At 69.5% G+C, this 14,906-nt stretch carries 14 protein-coding genes; 6 read left to right on the top strand and 8 right to left on the bottom strand.

Annotated features, from left to right (window positions below; translation table 11 throughout):
* The first annotated feature begins 335 nt into the window (after nucleotides 1-335).
* On the top strand, nucleotides 336-1,259 hold the full coding sequence (locus F793_RS0101650) for a GGDEF domain-containing protein (protein WP_018881842.1): 924 nt from the start codon (nucleotides 336-338) through the stop codon (nucleotides 1,257-1,259).
* A 21-nt stretch (nucleotides 1,260-1,280) separates the two neighbouring features.
* Here the strand turns inward: F793_RS0101650 and F793_RS0101645 are convergent, their stop codons facing one another.
* Together F793_RS0101645 and F793_RS0101640 are read right to left on the bottom strand one after the other, a co-directional pair.
* Nucleotides 1,281-2,234: a hydrogen peroxide-inducible genes activator gene (locus F793_RS0101645; RefSeq protein WP_018866733.1), complete on the bottom strand. Its 954-nt coding sequence runs from the start codon at nucleotides 2,232-2,234 to the stop codon at nucleotides 1,281-1,283.
* A complete protein-coding gene (locus F793_RS0101640) occupies nucleotides 2,231-2,587 on the bottom strand; it encodes a DUF3301 domain-containing protein (RefSeq protein WP_018879711.1) in 357 nt (118 codons plus the stop codon). Before F793_RS0101640 ends, F793_RS0101645 begins: the two co-directional genes overlap by 4 nt.
* Nucleotides 2,588-2,683: 96 nt before the next feature.
* On the opposite strand from F793_RS0101640, the gene F793_RS0101635 reads away from it, so the two are divergent.
* The 4 genes from F793_RS0101635 (at nucleotide 2,684) to F793_RS0101620 (ending at nucleotide 7,329) form a co-directional block, all read left to right on the top strand.
* Nucleotides 2,684-3,514: an inositol monophosphatase family protein gene (locus F793_RS0101635; RefSeq protein WP_018881843.1), complete on the top strand. Its 831-nt coding sequence runs from the start codon at nucleotides 2,684-2,686 to the stop codon at nucleotides 3,512-3,514.
* Complete coding sequence (locus tag F793_RS0101630; protein WP_018881595.1) at nucleotides 3,511-4,905, top strand: adenylate/guanylate cyclase domain-containing protein; 1,395 nt, start codon at nucleotides 3,511-3,513, stop codon at nucleotides 4,903-4,905. Before F793_RS0101635 ends, F793_RS0101630 begins: the two co-directional genes overlap by 4 nt.
* Complete coding sequence (locus tag F793_RS0101625) at nucleotides 4,902-6,023, top strand: hypothetical protein (RefSeq protein WP_018881844.1); 1,122 nt, start codon at nucleotides 4,902-4,904, stop codon at nucleotides 6,021-6,023. The genes F793_RS0101630 and F793_RS0101625 overlap by 4 nt, the downstream gene beginning before the upstream one ends.
* 91 nt (nucleotides 6,024-6,114) lie before the next feature.
* Nucleotides 6,115-7,329 (top strand): TraB/GumN family protein, encoded by a 1,215-nt coding sequence (locus F793_RS0101620; protein WP_018866728.1) that lies wholly within the window; start codon nucleotides 6,115-6,117, stop codon nucleotides 7,327-7,329.
* Between the two features lie 282 nt (nucleotides 7,330-7,611).
* Here F793_RS0101620 and F793_RS0101615 read toward each other — a convergent pair whose 3' ends face one another.
* The 4 genes from F793_RS0101615 to F793_RS0101600 are packed head-to-tail and all read right to left on the bottom strand — an operon-like array spanning nucleotide 7,612 to nucleotide 10,690.
* Entirely contained in the window at nucleotides 7,612-8,610 is a 999-nt protein-coding gene (locus F793_RS0101615; protein WP_026280826.1) for a zinc-binding dehydrogenase, read from the bottom strand.
* A 60-nt stretch (nucleotides 8,611-8,670) separates the two neighbouring features.
* Nucleotides 8,671-9,162, bottom strand: a complete 492-nt coding sequence (locus F793_RS0101610) for a Slp family lipoprotein (RefSeq protein WP_018866726.1) — start codon at nucleotides 9,160-9,162, stop codon at nucleotides 8,671-8,673.
* A gap of 2 nt (nucleotides 9,163-9,164) precedes the next feature.
* On the bottom strand, nucleotides 9,165-9,749 hold the full coding sequence (locus F793_RS0101605) for a Slp family lipoprotein (RefSeq protein ID WP_018879715.1): 585 nt from the start codon (nucleotides 9,747-9,749) through the stop codon (nucleotides 9,165-9,167).
* Between the two features lie 44 nt (nucleotides 9,750-9,793).
* The gene (locus F793_RS0101600; protein WP_018866724.1) at nucleotides 9,794-10,690 is read right to left on the bottom strand and encodes an HDOD domain-containing protein; all 897 of its coding nucleotides are present in this window, start codon (nucleotides 10,688-10,690) and stop codon (nucleotides 9,794-9,796) included.
* Between the two features lie 194 nt (nucleotides 10,691-10,884).
* Between F793_RS0101600 and F793_RS0101595 the strand changes: the two genes are divergently transcribed.
* Nucleotides 10,885-11,682: a dienelactone hydrolase family protein gene (locus F793_RS0101595; protein ID WP_018866723.1), complete on the top strand. Its 798-nt coding sequence runs from the start codon at nucleotides 10,885-10,887 to the stop codon at nucleotides 11,680-11,682.
* 81 nt (nucleotides 11,683-11,763) lie between these two features.
* On the opposite strand, the gene F793_RS0101590 is transcribed toward F793_RS0101595, so the two are convergent.
* Both F793_RS0101590 and F793_RS0101585 read right to left on the bottom strand, forming a co-directional pair.
* Nucleotides 11,764-13,131: a response regulator gene (locus F793_RS0101590; RefSeq protein ID WP_018881846.1), complete on the bottom strand. Its 1,368-nt coding sequence runs from the start codon at nucleotides 13,129-13,131 to the stop codon at nucleotides 11,764-11,766.
* Nucleotides 13,132-13,299: 168 nt separating this feature from the next.
* Nucleotides 13,300-14,853, bottom strand: coding sequence for a bifunctional GNAT family N-acetyltransferase/carbon-nitrogen hydrolase family protein (locus tag F793_RS0101585; protein ID WP_018881847.1), 1,554 nt, complete (start codon nucleotides 14,851-14,853; stop codon nucleotides 13,300-13,302).
* Nucleotides 14,854-14,906: the final 53 nt, after the last annotated feature.

Here is a 14,906-nt window from a genome sequence, read left to right as displayed (position 1 = left end):
CTCTTGTGAGTGGTCATGGTCTCGCCCTCCTTGAGGGGTTCCGGTGGTCGCTAACCAACCCGAATACCATGGCCGCTCACCTCCTGCCAGCTTCTGCACATAACTCAGCACACTACTCGACGATCGCCCAAATCCGAGAGGCGCCTAGCGTCAGGATATTGCCGCCCCTTGCCGGTCCGGGCGGCCATCACCTGCCGGAAGCGGCAAAAATCCGACGGAATTCCGTCTTTCGCACACCAAAAGGACAAACAAGTCACTGTTTCGACGATTGTTTTGATCGATGGCATGGATCTCGCATTACCTTCGACCCCAGGATCTTTGCGAGCGAGACAGCCATGAACCGCGACGGGAACGCCCACAACCTGCGACTGGTATCCGCCAAGGGCAAAACCACCGGCGATGCCGGCACCCCCTTTGACGCCCTGGCGTTTGTCCAGTCGCTGTCATCCAGCCTGGAGCTGGGCACGGTCCTCGCCCGGCTGCAGGAACATCTGCATGCCCAGGTTCACCACAGCGGCTGGTTCTTCATCCTGCAGGAAAGCGACGAGACCTGGTCCGGCGGCGACGAGGATCGCCATCGCATCGAATACGGGATGAGCGCGAACGGCGAAACCATGGGCTCGCTGATCCTGATGCGCGGGCGCCGCTTCAGCGACGACGAACAGCAACTGATCGAGGCCCTGCTGGGCCTGGCCGCTCCGGCGCTTGCCAATGCCCTGCGCTTCAAGCGCCTGAACGAGAACCTGGAGACCGACGAGCTGACCGGCCTGGGCAACCGCCGCGCATTCGAGAAACAGGGCGCCCGCTGGCTGGCCGACTGCCGCCGCCAGGGGCGGCCCATGTCGGTGCTGGCCATTGATCTCGATCACTTCAAGCAGATCAACGACGAATACGGCCACAGCGTGGGGGACGACATCCTGCGTCTGGTCGCGCAGACCCTGCGCAGCACCACCCGTGAATCCGACCTGTGCGTGCGCATGGGCGGCGAGGAATTCCTGGCGGTGCTGCCCGGTGCCGACCTGAGCCGTGCGATGGAATGCGCCGAGCGCATCCGCCTGGCCATTGGCGCGCTGCGAACCGCCGCCACGGCAGGCGACCAGTCCACGCTCGAGAGCGACGGCGCGGTCAAGGTGACCGCCAGCATCGGCGTGGCCGGCATCGGGCCCAATACCACTCTGCAGTCGGCCTACCAGTCCGCCGACGAGGCCCTGTACGCCGCCAAGCAGGCCGGCCGCAACCGCGTGCTGGCCGGCAACTGACATCCGCCCCCCGCGGGCGGGTCAATCCGGGTGGCCCTGACCCGAGCCGGGCTGGATGAAATCGACGCAGGTCAGGGGGGTCGACAACACCGCCCGGCGCAGGGCCTCGATGGCCTCCGGGCGCGGAAAACTGGCGCGCCAGGCCAGGGCCACCCGGCGGCTGGGGGCCGGATCCTCGAAACGCCGCACGGCCAGCAGGCGCTGGGCATAGCGATCCGCCCCCACCGCCGTACACGGCAGGATGGTGACCCCCATCCCCGAGGCCACCATGTGGCGAATCGTCTCCAGCGAGGAGCCCTCGAGATTGCGCGGCGTACTGCCGTCCGCGGTCACGGTCCGCTGGCAGTCGGGGCAGCGCTCCAGCACCTGGTCACGGAAGCAATGGCCCGCACCCAGCATCAGCAGCGTGGCATCGGCCATATCCTCCAGGCGCAGCGGATCCTTGTCTTTCAGCGGGTGCGCCGCAGGCAGCACGGCCATGAATGGCTCGTCGTACAGGGGCAGGGTCACCACCCCGGGCTCCTCGAACGGCAGCGAGATGATGATCGCGTCCAGCTCGCCCTGCTTGAGCCGTTCACGCAGCCGGCCGGTGTAGTTCTCCTCGATCACCAGGGGCATGTTCGGGGCACGTTCGCGCAGCGCCGGGATCAGCTCCGGCAGCAGGTAAGGCCCGATGGTGTAGATCGCCCCCAGCCGCAGGGGGCCGGACAGCTGGTCCTGGCTCTGCACCGCAACCGAACGCAACTGCTCCACCTCTGCCAGCACGCGCCGCGCCTGCGCGAGGACCTGTTCGCCCGCCGGCGTCACGGTGACCTCGCCCCGGCCGCGCTCGAACAGCGTGACCCCCAGCTCCTCCTCGAACTTGCGCACCGCGACCGACAGCGACGGCTGGCTGACATGACAGGCCTCGGCCGCATGCCCGAAGTGACGGGCATCCGCGACGGCCACCACATAACGCAGTTCGTTGAGCGTCACGCCGCGCCACCCGCGCTCGGGTCGTCGCGCTCCGGCCCCTGGAACTCCCGCCCGCCATCCGGCCAGTCGAGGGTCACACGCTTCAGTTGCCGGCCTTCCAGCGAGATCTCGCCGGGGTGGCGACCCGCCCCGTCGGCGGAGAATTCGAAGCGATAGCGCCGCTCCAGGGCCAGGCCGCGCTCGCCCCATGTGAGGCGCTGACCGATGCGCACGACGGTCGCATCCAGCAGCTGAACCCCCGCCCGCTCGCATGCCTGGCGCCCCACCCGACGGGCCCGTTCGTTGGCCCGCCAGGTGTCATTCACGTAGAACGCGACCAGTGCCAGGGCGAGGATTATGATCAAGCCGGTCATGGACCGGTATGATAAGCACATTCGTAGCCGAGTTCGCCCGGGCCGACCGGGCCGCATCCGGCTCACTCACTCCGCAATCGGCGTTGCCAGGGCTGCATGACTGCCACCTCCATCCCCTTTTCCGATCTCGCCCGGGGTCTGCGCGTGATCGGACAGCAAGAACTCCTGCCGCGCTTCGAAGCCGGCATCGACGTGGACTACAAGGCCGACGGCAGCGTGATCACCGAGGCCGACCACGCGGTGGACGCCCAGGTGCGCGAGCTGCTGCGACTGCACGGGCAGCGCGAACCGGTGTTGAGCGAGGAGCAGGCGCGCGCGGAACAGGCACAGGTCCTGGAGACCGCCCCGGCCTTCTGGCTGGTGGACCCGCTCGACGGCACCTCCAATTTCGCCGGCGGCATGCCCTTCTTCGCCATCTCCATCGCCCGCATTGCAGGCGACCGGGTCACCCACGGGGCGACCTACGACCCGGTTCGCGACGAACTGTTCACCGCGACCGAGGACACCGCGCTGGAGCTCAACGCCGCCACCCCGCCGGCGGCCCGGCGACCACCGGTCCCGGAGCTGAAACGCGCCATCGCCCTGGTCGACTACAAGCGGCTGGACGCCCCACTGGCGCGCGAACTGGCCAGCCATGCCCCGTTCCGGTCGCAACGCAACCTCGGGGCCTGCGCCCTGGAGTGGGCCTGGCTGGCGGCCGGGCGCGCCGATCTGTACCTGCATGGCGGACAGGCCCCCTGGGACAGCGCGGCCGGCGGACTGATGCTCGCCCGCGCGGGCGGGGCCATGTGCGACCTCGGGGGCCGCCCGGTGTTCGGTCGCTCCCTGGCCAAGCGTTCCGCGGTAGCGGCCCGCTCCTCCGCCCTGCTCGCCGACTGGCGGGCCTGGCTGGCCCCCTGGCTCGCACCACGCGAGGATGCCTCGTGATCGGGCGGCGCAAGCGCGGTGTCAGCGCCCGCCTGAATGTCGGCGGGGCCGACTTCACGCCCCGCTATCTGCCGATCGCATGGAAGATCGTGGCGGCCATCGCCGGGCTTACGCTGGCCGGGATCGTGACCCTGTCGGCCGTGGTGCTGAACCAGGTCAGCAATGTGCTGGACAACCAGATCCGCGCCCAGGCCGAGATCACGGTGGCGCCGGTCGCGCGCACTTCGGCCGAGTTGATGCTGGCGGAGGACTACCTGACCCTGGAGACCCTGCTGAACTCGCTGGTGGAGGAGGGGCGGGTCGAATCCATCGCCGCCTACGCGATCGATCGCGGCCAGGTCGCGCGTGCCGGAACCCCGCCGGAGCAGTCTCTCACCGACGGCGTGTGGCCCCTGGCGCCCACGGTGGAACCGTACCGCCGCGAGGTCCTCTTTCAGGATGTGCAGGTGGGCTACATCGAGGCCTATATCGACACCTCGCCCATGCAGGAACTCATCCGCAACACCCTGAATGCCGGGATTGCCACGGCCATCGGGGTCTTCCTGCTGAGCCTGCTGCTGGCGATCGACATCAGCAAGCGCCTGGTGCGGCCGCTGGAACGCCTGGCCGAGAGCATGCGCTCGCGCTTCCGGCCGATGGACGCCGAGGGCAACCCCCTGCCCATGGTGCGCCAGGACGAGATCGCCCAGCTGACCGATGCCTTCAACGACATGGCGCGCGACCTGCTGCGCAAGGACCAGGTCGAGGCCGCCCTGCGCCGCTACGTATCGGACGCCATCGCCCAGGACATCCTGGAGAACCTGGACCGGGTCGAGCTGGGCGGGCGCGCGGTGGAGGGCTCGGTCCTGTTTGCCGACATCCAGGGCTATACGGCGCTGTCGGAGCGCTGCAGCCCGGAGGCCCTGGGCCGGATGCTCAACGAATTCTTCGGCCCGATGTCGGAATGCATTGCCCGTCACGGAGGCACGGTGGACAAGTACATGGGCGACTGTACCATGGCGGTCTTCGGCCTCGGGACGGACGCCGGCAACCACCGCCTGACCGCTGTGCAGACCGGCCTGGCCCTGCTGGAAACCGTCGCCTCGATCAATGCCGAACGCGAACGCCGGGGCGAGCCCCGGGTGGAATTCCGTATCGGCCTGAACGCCGGCGAGATGCTGGCCGGCAACATGGGGGCCGAGGACCGCATGCAGTTCACCGTAGTCGGCGACACCGTCAACCTGGCCGCCCGCCTGGTCACGGTCGCGCCCCCCGGCGGGCTGGTCACGACCGCCGCATTCATGGAGCACGAGCAGGTGAAGGGACACTTCCGCACCGAAGACTGGGGCACCCACGAGCTGCACGGCGTCAGCGAGGCCGTTCCGGTCACCCGGGTCCTGGACCGCGCATGACCACACGCGGCGGCCTCCTCCCGCTCGCGGGCATCCTGCTGGCGGTCCTGCTGGTCCAGGGCTGCGCGGCCCTGGACCCCTTCGCCCCGCCGGAGCAGCGCATCGAGCGCGCGCTGGAGGCCGGCGACTACCAGCGCGCCCTGGAGCTGATCGAGCAGCACGAGCCGGAACCGCAAGCGGAATGGACCGAGCGCCGTGAGGAAATCGAGCGCGCGGCCGAGACCGCCGCGGCCGCGGCCATGGACGAGGCGCGCGCCGCCTCGGCCGAGGGCGCCGTGGCCCGCGCCCTGGAGATCCTCGAGGACGCCGAGCAGAAGCTGCCGCCCGCCAGCGAACGGCGCCAGTACATCGAGCAACTCGAGCGCCAGCGGCAAGTCGGCCTGCAGACCCTGGAACAACGCCACGACATCCTCGAGGCCCGCGCCCTGGTCCAGCAGCTGCGCCTGCTGGAGGTGATGCGTCCGCTGGTGCGGCGCAGCGAACAGCTGCCGGACGATCCCGACCGCCTGGCCCAGCGCCGCGACCCCCTGGCCCGGTCGCTGGCCGGCTACGCCGCGGATACCGAGGGCGAGGAACGCCTGGAGCTGCTGCGCCTGGCCCAGAACCTGGCACCCGCCTCGGAACGCGCGCGACGCATCGCGGAACTGGAGCAGGAACTGCGCGAGGCCGAGGCCCCCGCGGTCGAGGACGAGGTCCCGCGCTCCACCATCAACGCACGCCTGCGCCAGGCCCTGGAGGCCGACGACCTGGCCACGGCCGCGCGCTGGTGCCGCAGCGAGATCACCCCCGATGCCGACGCCTCCGGCCCGGACCAGGCCGCGCAGCGGGCGCACCGCGTGCTGTGCGAGGAATGGCGCGAACGCCGCGACGCACGCGCCGAGGAACTGCTGGAAGCGGGGCGCGGGCACTACTCCGCCGGGCGCATCGAAGAGGCCCTGGAGCACTGGCAGGAAGGGCTCGACCTGGCCCCCGATCACGCCGGACTGATCACCGCCCACGAGCGCGCCCTGCGGGTAATCGAGCGCCTGGAGAGCCTGCGCGTGCCGGAACCCCTGCCCGCGACCGACGAGGCGACCCCGCCCGCCGACGCGCCGCAAGCCGAACCCGAGGCCCCCTGACCACCTCCCCGCAACGCCCCCTTCCGGCGCTGCGGGCCGCACGCATTCGCCGTAGAATACGCCCGCCCACCGGAGCAAGAGCCCGCCACGCATGAATCCCGCCGTCCAGGAACTGATCGCCGACGAACCCCACCGCGTCCTGCAGCTGGGCGACACCGAGGTCGTGGTGCTGGGGACCGCGCACGTCTCGCGCGCCAGCGCCGACAAGGTGCGCGCGCTGGTGGACACCGGCGCCTTCGACAGCGTCGCCATCGAGCTGTGCGAGAGCCGCCAGCGAGCCATGCTGGATCCAGATGCCATCGGCCGCATGGACCTGTTCAGCGTGATGCGCAAGGGCCAGGCCCCGATGATCGCCGCCAGCCTGGCGCTGGGCGCCTATCAACAACGCCTGGCCGACCAGTACGGCATCGAGCCGGGGGCCGAGATGCGCGCGGCGATGGACGGCGCCCTGGACCGCGGCCTGCCGCTGGCCCTGATCGACCGCGACATCGGCCTGACCCTGCGCCGCACCTACCGCGCCGTGCGCTGGTGGGAGCGCATGGGGCTGATCGGCGGCCTGTTCGGCTCGGTGCTGTCGCGCGAGAAGATCGACGAATCGGAGATCGAGCGACTCAAGGAAGGCGACATGCTGGAGTCCACCTTCAGCGAGTTTGCCGAGCAGTCCGAGGATCTCTACCGCACGCTGATCGAGGAGCGCGACCACTACATGGCCGCCCACCTGCGCCGGCTCGCGGCCAACCCGGACACCCGCCGCATCCTCGCCGTGGTCGGGGCCGGGCACCTGCCCGGGATTGCCGAACAGGCCGAGGATCACCTGACCCCGCCAGACGCGATCCTCGAGGCGCTCGACCAGGCCCCGCCCAAGGCGCGCTGGCCGAAGGTCATCCCGTGGGTGGTGATCGGGGTCATCCTGGCCGGCTTCGCCATCGGCTTCTCGCGCAACCCGGACATCGGGGTGCAGATGGTCACCGACTGGGTCCTGATCAATGGCGGCCTGGCGGCGATCGGCGCGATCGTAGCGCTGGCCCACCCACTGACCGTGCTCACCGCCGCCCTGGCCGCCCCGCTGACCTCGCTGAACCCCACCATCGGGGTCGGCTTCGTGGCGGCGGCGGCCGAGCTGTTCCTGCGCAAGCCCCGGGTCTCCGACTTCGCCAGCCTGCGCCAGGACACCACCACCCCGCGCGGCTGGTGGCGCAACCGCGTCTCGCGCGTGCTGCTGGTCTTCCTGCTGACCACCCTGGGCTCCGCCGCCGGCACCTACATCGGCGGCGCCCGCGTCTTCAGCCACCTCTTCGGCGGCTAGCAAGGGCTGATTGATTTCACCACGAAGGGCACGAAGGCACGAAGAAGGGCAAGGTCAAGGGCGCTTGCACCACAGAGGGCACAGAGGACACGGAGAAAGGCATTACTTGGGTTGAGAACGCCCTCTGGAGGGCGGCCGGTCACCGGACATAAGACTCACAGCGGAACCGAACCAACGCAGCTGAAAGCACCGGTCCTTTCTCCGTGAACTCTGTGCCCTCCGTGGTTAATCCGCCCTTTGTCTTTCTTCGTGCCTTCGTGTGCTTCGTGGTGAACCCAACACCTACTCGGGGATGCGCAGGACGAGTTTGCCGCGGCGGCCGCCGGCCTCGATGCGGCGGTGGGCCTCGGCCGCCTCGGCCAGGGGCAGGGTGTCCTCGACGTTGACCTGCAACCGCCCGCTGGCCAGCCGGGCCAGGCCCTCGGCCACGAGGGTCCCCTGGTGCTTCAGGCGCCGGCGATCGTTCTCCAGCATCGGGGTCAGCATCAGTTCCAGGCTGATACTCGGGTTGCGCAACCGCGCGGGGTTCCAGTCGACATCCGCCGGGGGTGCCAGCAGGGTCACCAGGTCGCCGCCATAGGCCACCTGGGCCAGGCCCTCGCGGAAGGTCTCGCCCCCCACGGTATCCAGCACGATGTCGAAGCCCCGACCATCGGTGTACTGGCGAATCGTCTCCTCGGCGTCGGGCTTGCGGAGATCGACGACATCCACGCCCAGGGCCGTGACGATGGCGGCGGCCTCGTCGCGCCGTATCAGGCCCAGCACGCGGGCGCCGGCCGCACGCGCGATCTGCACCGCCATCTGGCCCACGCCACCGGCCGCCGCATGCACCAGCACACTCTGTCCGCGCTGCAGATCGGCCCGCTCGAACAGGGCCTCCCACGCGGTCAGCCAGGTCAGCGGCAGGGCCGCGGCCTGGATATCGGACACCGCCGAGGGCACCGGGACCACCGCGGCCTCCGGCACCACCACCTGCTCGGCGTAGGTACCCGGATCGGCGCCGACCCCGCCAAAACAGAAGGCCACACGTTGCCCCGGCCGCGCGTGGTGTACCGCGCTGCCGCATTCCTCGACGATGCCGACGCCATCGCAACCGGGGGTGTTGCGGGGGGCGCCGGGGACGATCATGCCGCCGCCGCGCACCTTGGTATCCACCGGATTGACGCCGGCGGCCAGCATCCGGACACGGACCTGGTCGGGGGCCGTCAACGCCGGTTCCGCCACCTCGTCCAGGCGCAGGACCTCGGCGGTGCCGGGTTCGTCAAACACCACTGCTCGCATGGAACCTCCCAGACAAATTCGAATGGTTGTGCCCGCGCGCCGGGACGACCCGGTCCCGCGCTACAGGCCGATACCGATCCCGATGCCGAAGCGCACGCCGCCGGATGAACGCGGCGGGTCGGGCTCCGGCCACAGATGCACCGAGTGGGCATCCAGCACCGGGAAGACGTAGTCCAGTTCACCGATCCGCCCTTCCTCGACGCCGGTAACCGTGCCTACGCCCGTGATGCGGCGACCGGCGCGATAGTCCACCGGGTCGGCGAAACCGTCCACCCGCAGGCGGAAGCGCCCGGTGGTGGACTGCCGGGTCTGCGGCTCCTGGCGAGTCAGTGGGTAGCCAACCACCTCGACGAAGGTGGCCTCGGCGCGATTGTCCACCCGAGCGATGACGCCGCCCCAGACCTGCTCGTCGGCGGGCAGGCTGTCCGCCGTGACGGCCCGCGGTTCGACCTGCACGGACGGGTCGTCAGGCGCCTCCAGCGGCCCGGAGGCACAGGCGATCAGGAACAGGGGCAGCAGAAGGGCTGCCAGGGGAAATCGGAATCGGGACATACTCACCAGTACCACGGATGCGGGTGATAACGCCCGTAGACCCCGTAACGCGGGCCCCAGGGGCTGTAGAACGGATCGTAGAAGGGGTCGTAGAACGGGTCGCGATAATACCGCTCGGACGGCGGCGGCCGGCGCGGCCACAGGTACACCGCATCCGCCTGCAGGGTCACGAAGGTATAGGCGTAGTCACCGATACTGCCTTCCTCGATGCCCTGGATGACGCCGCGTACGGTGACCTCGCGGCCCTCGGCGTAGACCTGGGGGTCCAGGAACCCGCTGCTGACCGCGCGAAAGCGCCCCGGGGAGCGGTCAGCCTCCCGCGGGCGGCCCTGGCGATCCAGTTCGCGGGCGACCACCTCCAGCCGGGTGCCGCCGTCGGTGTTCTCGATGGCCGCGATCACTCCGCCCCAGACCACGACCTCGCCCTTCACCGCCTCGGGGTCGGCGAGCACCTGCTCGCGATCCGGTGCCGCGGCCGGCAACGGGGCCAGCGTCGCCGGCACCCCGGCGCAGCCCGCCAGCAGGAACAGCAAGCCGGCCGCGAACCACACGCGCAGACCCGGGTTGATACAGGCGGACATCGACATAATGCTTCCGACCCCGGAGGCCGGCGCGGGTTCACACCACGCTCTCACGCGCGCGGCTCCGCGTCGTGCGCCGGATCGCAGAGGTCCTGCACCGCCAGCACCTCGTGCTGGGCCTCCTCCACGGCGGAGAGCAGGACCTCGGGGGCCAGGTGCAGGGCCTCCCAGACCGCCGGGTCCACCGGTGGGGCGTCGGCCCAGTCGCGCGAGTCGATCTCGGCCAGATGGGCGCCGGTATTGGCCAGGTGCACCAGCATCACGGCGGTGCGGTGGCGCTCCGGCGCCTGCATGGGCTGATGATGACCGGCCAGGCAATCGACCAGCAGCTCCGGCAGTCCCCAGTGCTCGGCCAGGGCCCCGCCCAGCTCCGCGTGATCAAACCCCAGCTGGGCACGTTCCGCACCCTGCGGGCTGAGCCCGTCGCCGACATCCAGGCTGGAGAGGAAGGCCCGATGGGCCGATTCCGGCGACTGCGAGAACAGCAGCAGCTTGCCCAGGTCATGCAGCAGACCGGCCAGGAAGATCCCGCTGGCCTGGCGTGGCAGCACCCGCATCGCCAGCTGACGCGCGATCACCGCGCAGTAAGCGGAATGCCGCCAGAAGACTTCCAGCGGCAGGCGTTCCTGATCGGGGATGCTGGCCGTCGCGCGGGTGATCGCACTGGCCACCACCAGGCGCTGCAGGGCATCGCGCCCCAGCATCGCGATCGCGCGGTCCACCGAGTCGATGGTCCGCGCGGGGGCGTAGGCGGGGCTATTGGCGATACGCAGGACCAGGGCCACCAGGCCGGGGTCGCGGCTCAGGCTGTTCGCGATCTGGACCGCGGTCGCGTTGTCGTCCTCCAGAAGACGCGCGACCTCGAATACCACCTGCGGCATCGCCAGCAGCTTGTCGGCCGACTGGACCCGGGCCTCCAGGGAATCGTTGGCGGAACGCTCGGACATGGATGGATCCTCTTGCCGGAGCGAAGCGCCGATCGCTTCGCCCCACTCGTCCTGTTCCCGGGCCGGCGCGCTGCCACGGCCCGGACGTCTCTACTGTAGCCGCTGTCCCGATCGTTGTAACCCGGCGGGGCAACGAACCATACTCGAGGGTCCGGGTCTATCGAGAGTCGATTCGACGATCAAGGAGGTGTTCGATGTTCGCCAAACCCGCTTTCGCGCCGCTCGCCGTCCTGCTGGCCGGACTCCTGCCCGGCCTCGCCTTCGCCGGCATCCAGACCGAAGAGGTCGCTTACGACCACGACGGTGACGAGATGACCGGCTACCTCGCCTACCCCGAAGGCGACGGCCCGCATCCGGCGGTCCTGGTCATCCACGAGTGGTGGGGCCACAACGACTACGCCCGCGACCGCGCCGAGCAACTCGCCCGCGAGGGCTACACGGCCTTCGCCCTGGACATGTACGGCAGCGGCAAGCTGGCCGACCACCCCTCCACCGCCGGTGAATTCGCCGGCGAGATCCGCGAGAACCGCGATCTGATGCTGGGCCGTTTCCAGGCCGCCTACGACTGGCTGCGCGCGCATGATGCGGCGGCCGATGCCGCACCCTCCGCGGTCGGCTACTGCTTCGGTGGCACTGTGGCCCTGGAGGCTGCACGCGCCGGGATGGACCTGAACATTGCGGCCAGCTTCCACGGCGGCCTGGGGACCGAGCACCCGGCCGAGGCCGGCAAGGTCACGGCGGAACTGCTCAGCTTCACCGGCACCGCGGATCCGATGATCCCGCCGGAACAGATCGCCGGCTTCCAGGACGAGATGCAGAATGCCGAGGCGCGCTACACCGTGGTGGAATTCTCCGGGGTGAAGCACAGCTTCACCAACCCCGGGGCCGACGCCATTGCCGAGGAATTCGGCATGCCGGTGGGCTATGACGCCCGCGCGGACCACGACTCCTGGAACCATCTGCTGGGCGTACTGCGCGACCGCCACCAGTAGGAAATGCCCCCGGCGGGCCCCGGGTCACCCGGGCCCGCCACCTCCCAACAACTCATCGAATCGCCGGGCCCTCCGGCGACGTCAGTATCCACGCAGGTAGATCGCCACACCCAGGGCGACCACAACCGCCAGCACTCCTACGAAGGCCACCCGGAACCAGCGCCGGCGCCCCAGGCGCTCGGAACGCCTGTGCGGCGGGTCTGACGCTGGCGCGCGCAGGCGGTCCTCCGGCTCCGCCTTGACCGACCCCTCGGGATCGGCCGGGCGCTCGGGCTCTGCGGCCGCCGTGGTGCTGTGTCCGGTCAGGGCGTGTTCCAGATCGCGGATACGGCCACGCAGCTCCTGATTGCGCTGCTGAGACTCGGCCAGTTCCTGTTCGCGCGCTACCAGGCGCTCGCCCAGATCCGCCGCCGAGTCCCCGGTGTCCGCGCAGCGCTGCTCCGCCTCCGCCTGGGCCTTCTCCGCGGCGGCCGCCCGCTCGCACTGCTGATTGCGCTCGCGGCGCAGGCGATCGGCCTCGGCTCGCGCGTCCTGCAGCTCTTTCTGCACCGCGTCGCGCTGGCGCTCCAGCTCGACCAGGTCATGATCCAGGCGAACGTTCTCGCCCTCCAGTTCGCGCACCCGGCTGCGCAGTTGCTCGGTCGCCTCGCTGGCCGCCGCGGGTGCCCCGGCCTCCTCGGCCTCCAGCTCCTCGACCCGCGCGCGCAGCGTGGCCAGTTCGGCCTCGCGGGCCTCGGCCTGCTCGCCGGCGGCCGCGGCCTCCTCGTCGCGCGCCCGCGCCTCGGCCAGCGCCGTCTCGGTCTCCTCCAGCCGGGCCTGCAGGGTCTCGATCTCGCGCTCGCGTTCCTCGGCGCGCTGGAAGGCCGCCGTGGATTCATCGCGAGCCTCGCCCAGGGCATTGCGCAGGCGCTCCAGTTCCTTCTGCGCCTCGCGCTCGTTGGCGGACTGCTGGCGCAGCATCAGCTCGCGACGCAGGCGCTCGACCTCTTCGCGCAGCGCCGCGGCCTCGGCGGTATCGACTTCCGCGCCGGCGCTCGCGGGCTCCGGGGGCGGCGGCAGCAGTTCGGCCACCACCTCGCGCACACGGGTCGGCACGAACGGCTTCATCAGGACGGCGCTGGCGCCCAGCGAACGCCATTCGTCGCTGGCGGCCTCGTCGCTCTCCTGGCCGGTCACGATCGCCACCGGGAGATCGGCAGGGACATTCTCGATGCCATCGCGCACACGGAGCAGCAAATCCTGGCCGTCGATCCCCGGCATCGAGAGATCGGTCAGGACCAGGCCGATATCCGGATACTGCTGCAGCAGCTCCAGGGCCTGCTCGCCATCGGCGGCCTCGTAGACCGTGTGCTGGCCCTGCAGGATGCGCTGCAACGCGACCCGGATGACCTTGGAGTCATCCACCACGAGAATCGCGGCGCGTTTCGGATCCGGCGTCTGCTCGTTCATTCCTTCCCCCTGACTGACATCCGCCCGTCCAGTGACGGCGCGGCCTCGATCATGGCCGACGGACCGCGACCGATGCTCCCTGTACCAGCAAGACTAAGGGGCGCGGCCTCCGGATGCCAGTGGCCGCCAACGGGCAACCGGAACGCGTTCACGTTTTGTCCGCGCGGGCTACACTGGCTTGGACTTCCACTTGACCGAGTAGAGATCCCGGCGGCGGTCGCGCAGGTTGCGCACCGAGCCGTGGTTGCGCAGCTCCTTCAGGTTATCGAGGTCGAGGTCCACGATCAGCGTCATCTCGGTATTCGGAGTCGCCTCCGCCGCCACCGCGTCATGCGGGAAGGCGAAGTCGGACGGGGTGAAGACGGCGGCCTGGGAATATTGCATGTCCATGTTCTCGACCTTGGGCAGGTTGCCCACCGAGCCGGACATCACCACGTAGCACTCGTTCTCGATGGCGCGTGCCTGGGCACAGCGCCGCACCCGAAGGTAGGCGTTCTTGGTGTCGGTCCAGTAGGGGACGAACAGGATCTGCAGGCCATGATCGGCCATCACCCGGGGCAGTTCGGGGAATTCCACGTCGTAGCAGATCAGGATGCCGATCTTGCCGAAGTCGGTATCGAAGACATGCACCTCGTCGCCCCCCTGCAGGCCCCAGTAGGAGACCTCGTCGGGGGTCACGTGGACCTTGTACTGGCGGTCCCAGGTGCCGTCGCGGCGGCACAGGTAAGAGACGTTGCGCAGCACGTCGTCGGTGTATTCGGGCATCGACCCGGCCACGATGTTGATGTTGTAGGCCAGCGCCAGGCGCACCATTTCCTCGCGCACCGCCTCGGTGTATTCGGCCAGGCGGCGCACGGCCTCGGCCGGGTAGTCCTGGTTGAACGCCCCCATCAGCGGGCCGTTGAAGAATTCCGGGAACAGCACGCAATCCGCGCGGTAGCCGGAGACCGCATCCACGAAGTACTCCACCTGCTGGAACAGGGCATCGAGATCCACCGTCGGGCGCATCTGCCACTGGACCACGCCGATGCGCACGTCCGAGCGGCTACCGCCGATCAGCTTCTCCTTCTCCTCGTAGTAGATGTTGAGCCACTCGATCAGGGTGGCGTAGGCCCCGGACTTCTCGTCGTCCGGCAGGTAGTTGGTGATGATCTTGCGGACGTGAAAGTCGTTCGCCAGCTGGAAGGTCAGGATCGGATCGGTGATCTCGTGGTTCTTCACCCGGCGCACGTACTGCTGCGGGGTCAGCTCGTCGCGGTACTGCTCGTAGCCGGGGATGCGCCCGCCGGCGACGATCGCCCGCAGGTTCAGCTTCTCGCACAGCTCCTTGCGCGCATCGTACAGCCGCCGCCCCAGGCGCAGCCCGCGATAGTCCGGATGCACGAAGATATCCACGCCGTAGAGCGTGTCGCCGTCCGGGTCATGGGTGGTCAGGAAGCCGTTGCCGGTGATCTGCCAGTAGTTGTGGTGATCGCCGAAGCGCTTGTATTCGACGATCAGGCTGATCGCCGCGGCCACCACCTTGCCGTTGTCCTCGATGCAGATCTGGCCCTCGGGAAAACGCATCACCTGGGAGCGGAACTGTGCCTCGCTCCAGGCGCCGTCCAGGTCGTGGTAGACCCGCTCCATGATCTCGCGGATGTCCTCGTAGTCCTCGATCCGGGTCGGCCGCAGGGTGAGGTGGTGCTGGGGATTGGATTCGTTGTCCGCGTCGGTCGTCACGCTCGGGGCTCCGGGGGTTGAGAAGGAAACGCAGGATGCACGGTGCACCGGCC

Origin of the sequence: Thioalkalivibrio sp. ALE22 (genome assembly GCF_000381445.1) — a bacterium.
Classification (GTDB): Bacteria; Pseudomonadota; Gammaproteobacteria; order Ectothiorhodospirales; family Ectothiorhodospiraceae; genus Thioalkalivibrio.
The sequence above is the reverse complement of the archived record's forward strand: the minus strand, read 5'-3'. Positions and strand labels throughout refer to the sequence as shown.

Coding starts and splice junctions, on each gene's coding strand:
- F793_RS0101650 (WP_018881842.1), top strand. CDS start 336: ATGAACCGCGACGGGAACGCCCACAACCTGCGACTGGTATCCGCCAAG.
- F793_RS0101640 (WP_018879711.1), bottom strand. CDS start 2,587: ATGACCGGCTTGATCATAATCCTCGCCCTGGCACTGGTCGCGTTCTAC.
- F793_RS0101635 (WP_018881843.1), top strand. CDS start 2,684: ATGACTGCCACCTCCATCCCCTTTTCCGATCTCGCCCGGGGTCTGCGC.
- F793_RS0101625 (WP_018881844.1), top strand. CDS start 4,902: ATGACCACACGCGGCGGCCTCCTCCCGCTCGCGGGCATCCTGCTGGCG.
- F793_RS0101620 (WP_018866728.1), top strand. CDS start 6,115: ATGAATCCCGCCGTCCAGGAACTGATCGCCGACGAACCCCACCGCGTC.
- F793_RS0101615 (WP_026280826.1), bottom strand. CDS start 8,610: ATGCGAGCAGTGGTGTTTGACGAACCCGGCACCGCCGAGGTCCTGCGC.
- F793_RS0101610 (WP_018866726.1), bottom strand. CDS start 9,162: ATGTCCCGATTCCGATTTCCCCTGGCAGCCCTTCTGCTGCCCCTGTTC.
- F793_RS0101605 (WP_018879715.1), bottom strand. CDS start 9,749: ATGTCGATGTCCGCCTGTATCAACCCGGGTCTGCGCGTGTGGTTCGCG.
- F793_RS0101600 (WP_018866724.1), bottom strand. CDS start 10,690: ATGTCCGAGCGTTCCGCCAACGATTCCCTGGAGGCCCGGGTCCAGTCG.
- F793_RS0101595 (WP_018866723.1), top strand. CDS start 10,885: ATGTTCGCCAAACCCGCTTTCGCGCCGCTCGCCGTCCTGCTGGCCGGA.
- F793_RS0101590 (WP_018881846.1), bottom strand. CDS start 13,131: ATGAACGAGCAGACGCCGGATCCGAAACGCGCCGCGATTCTCGTGGTG.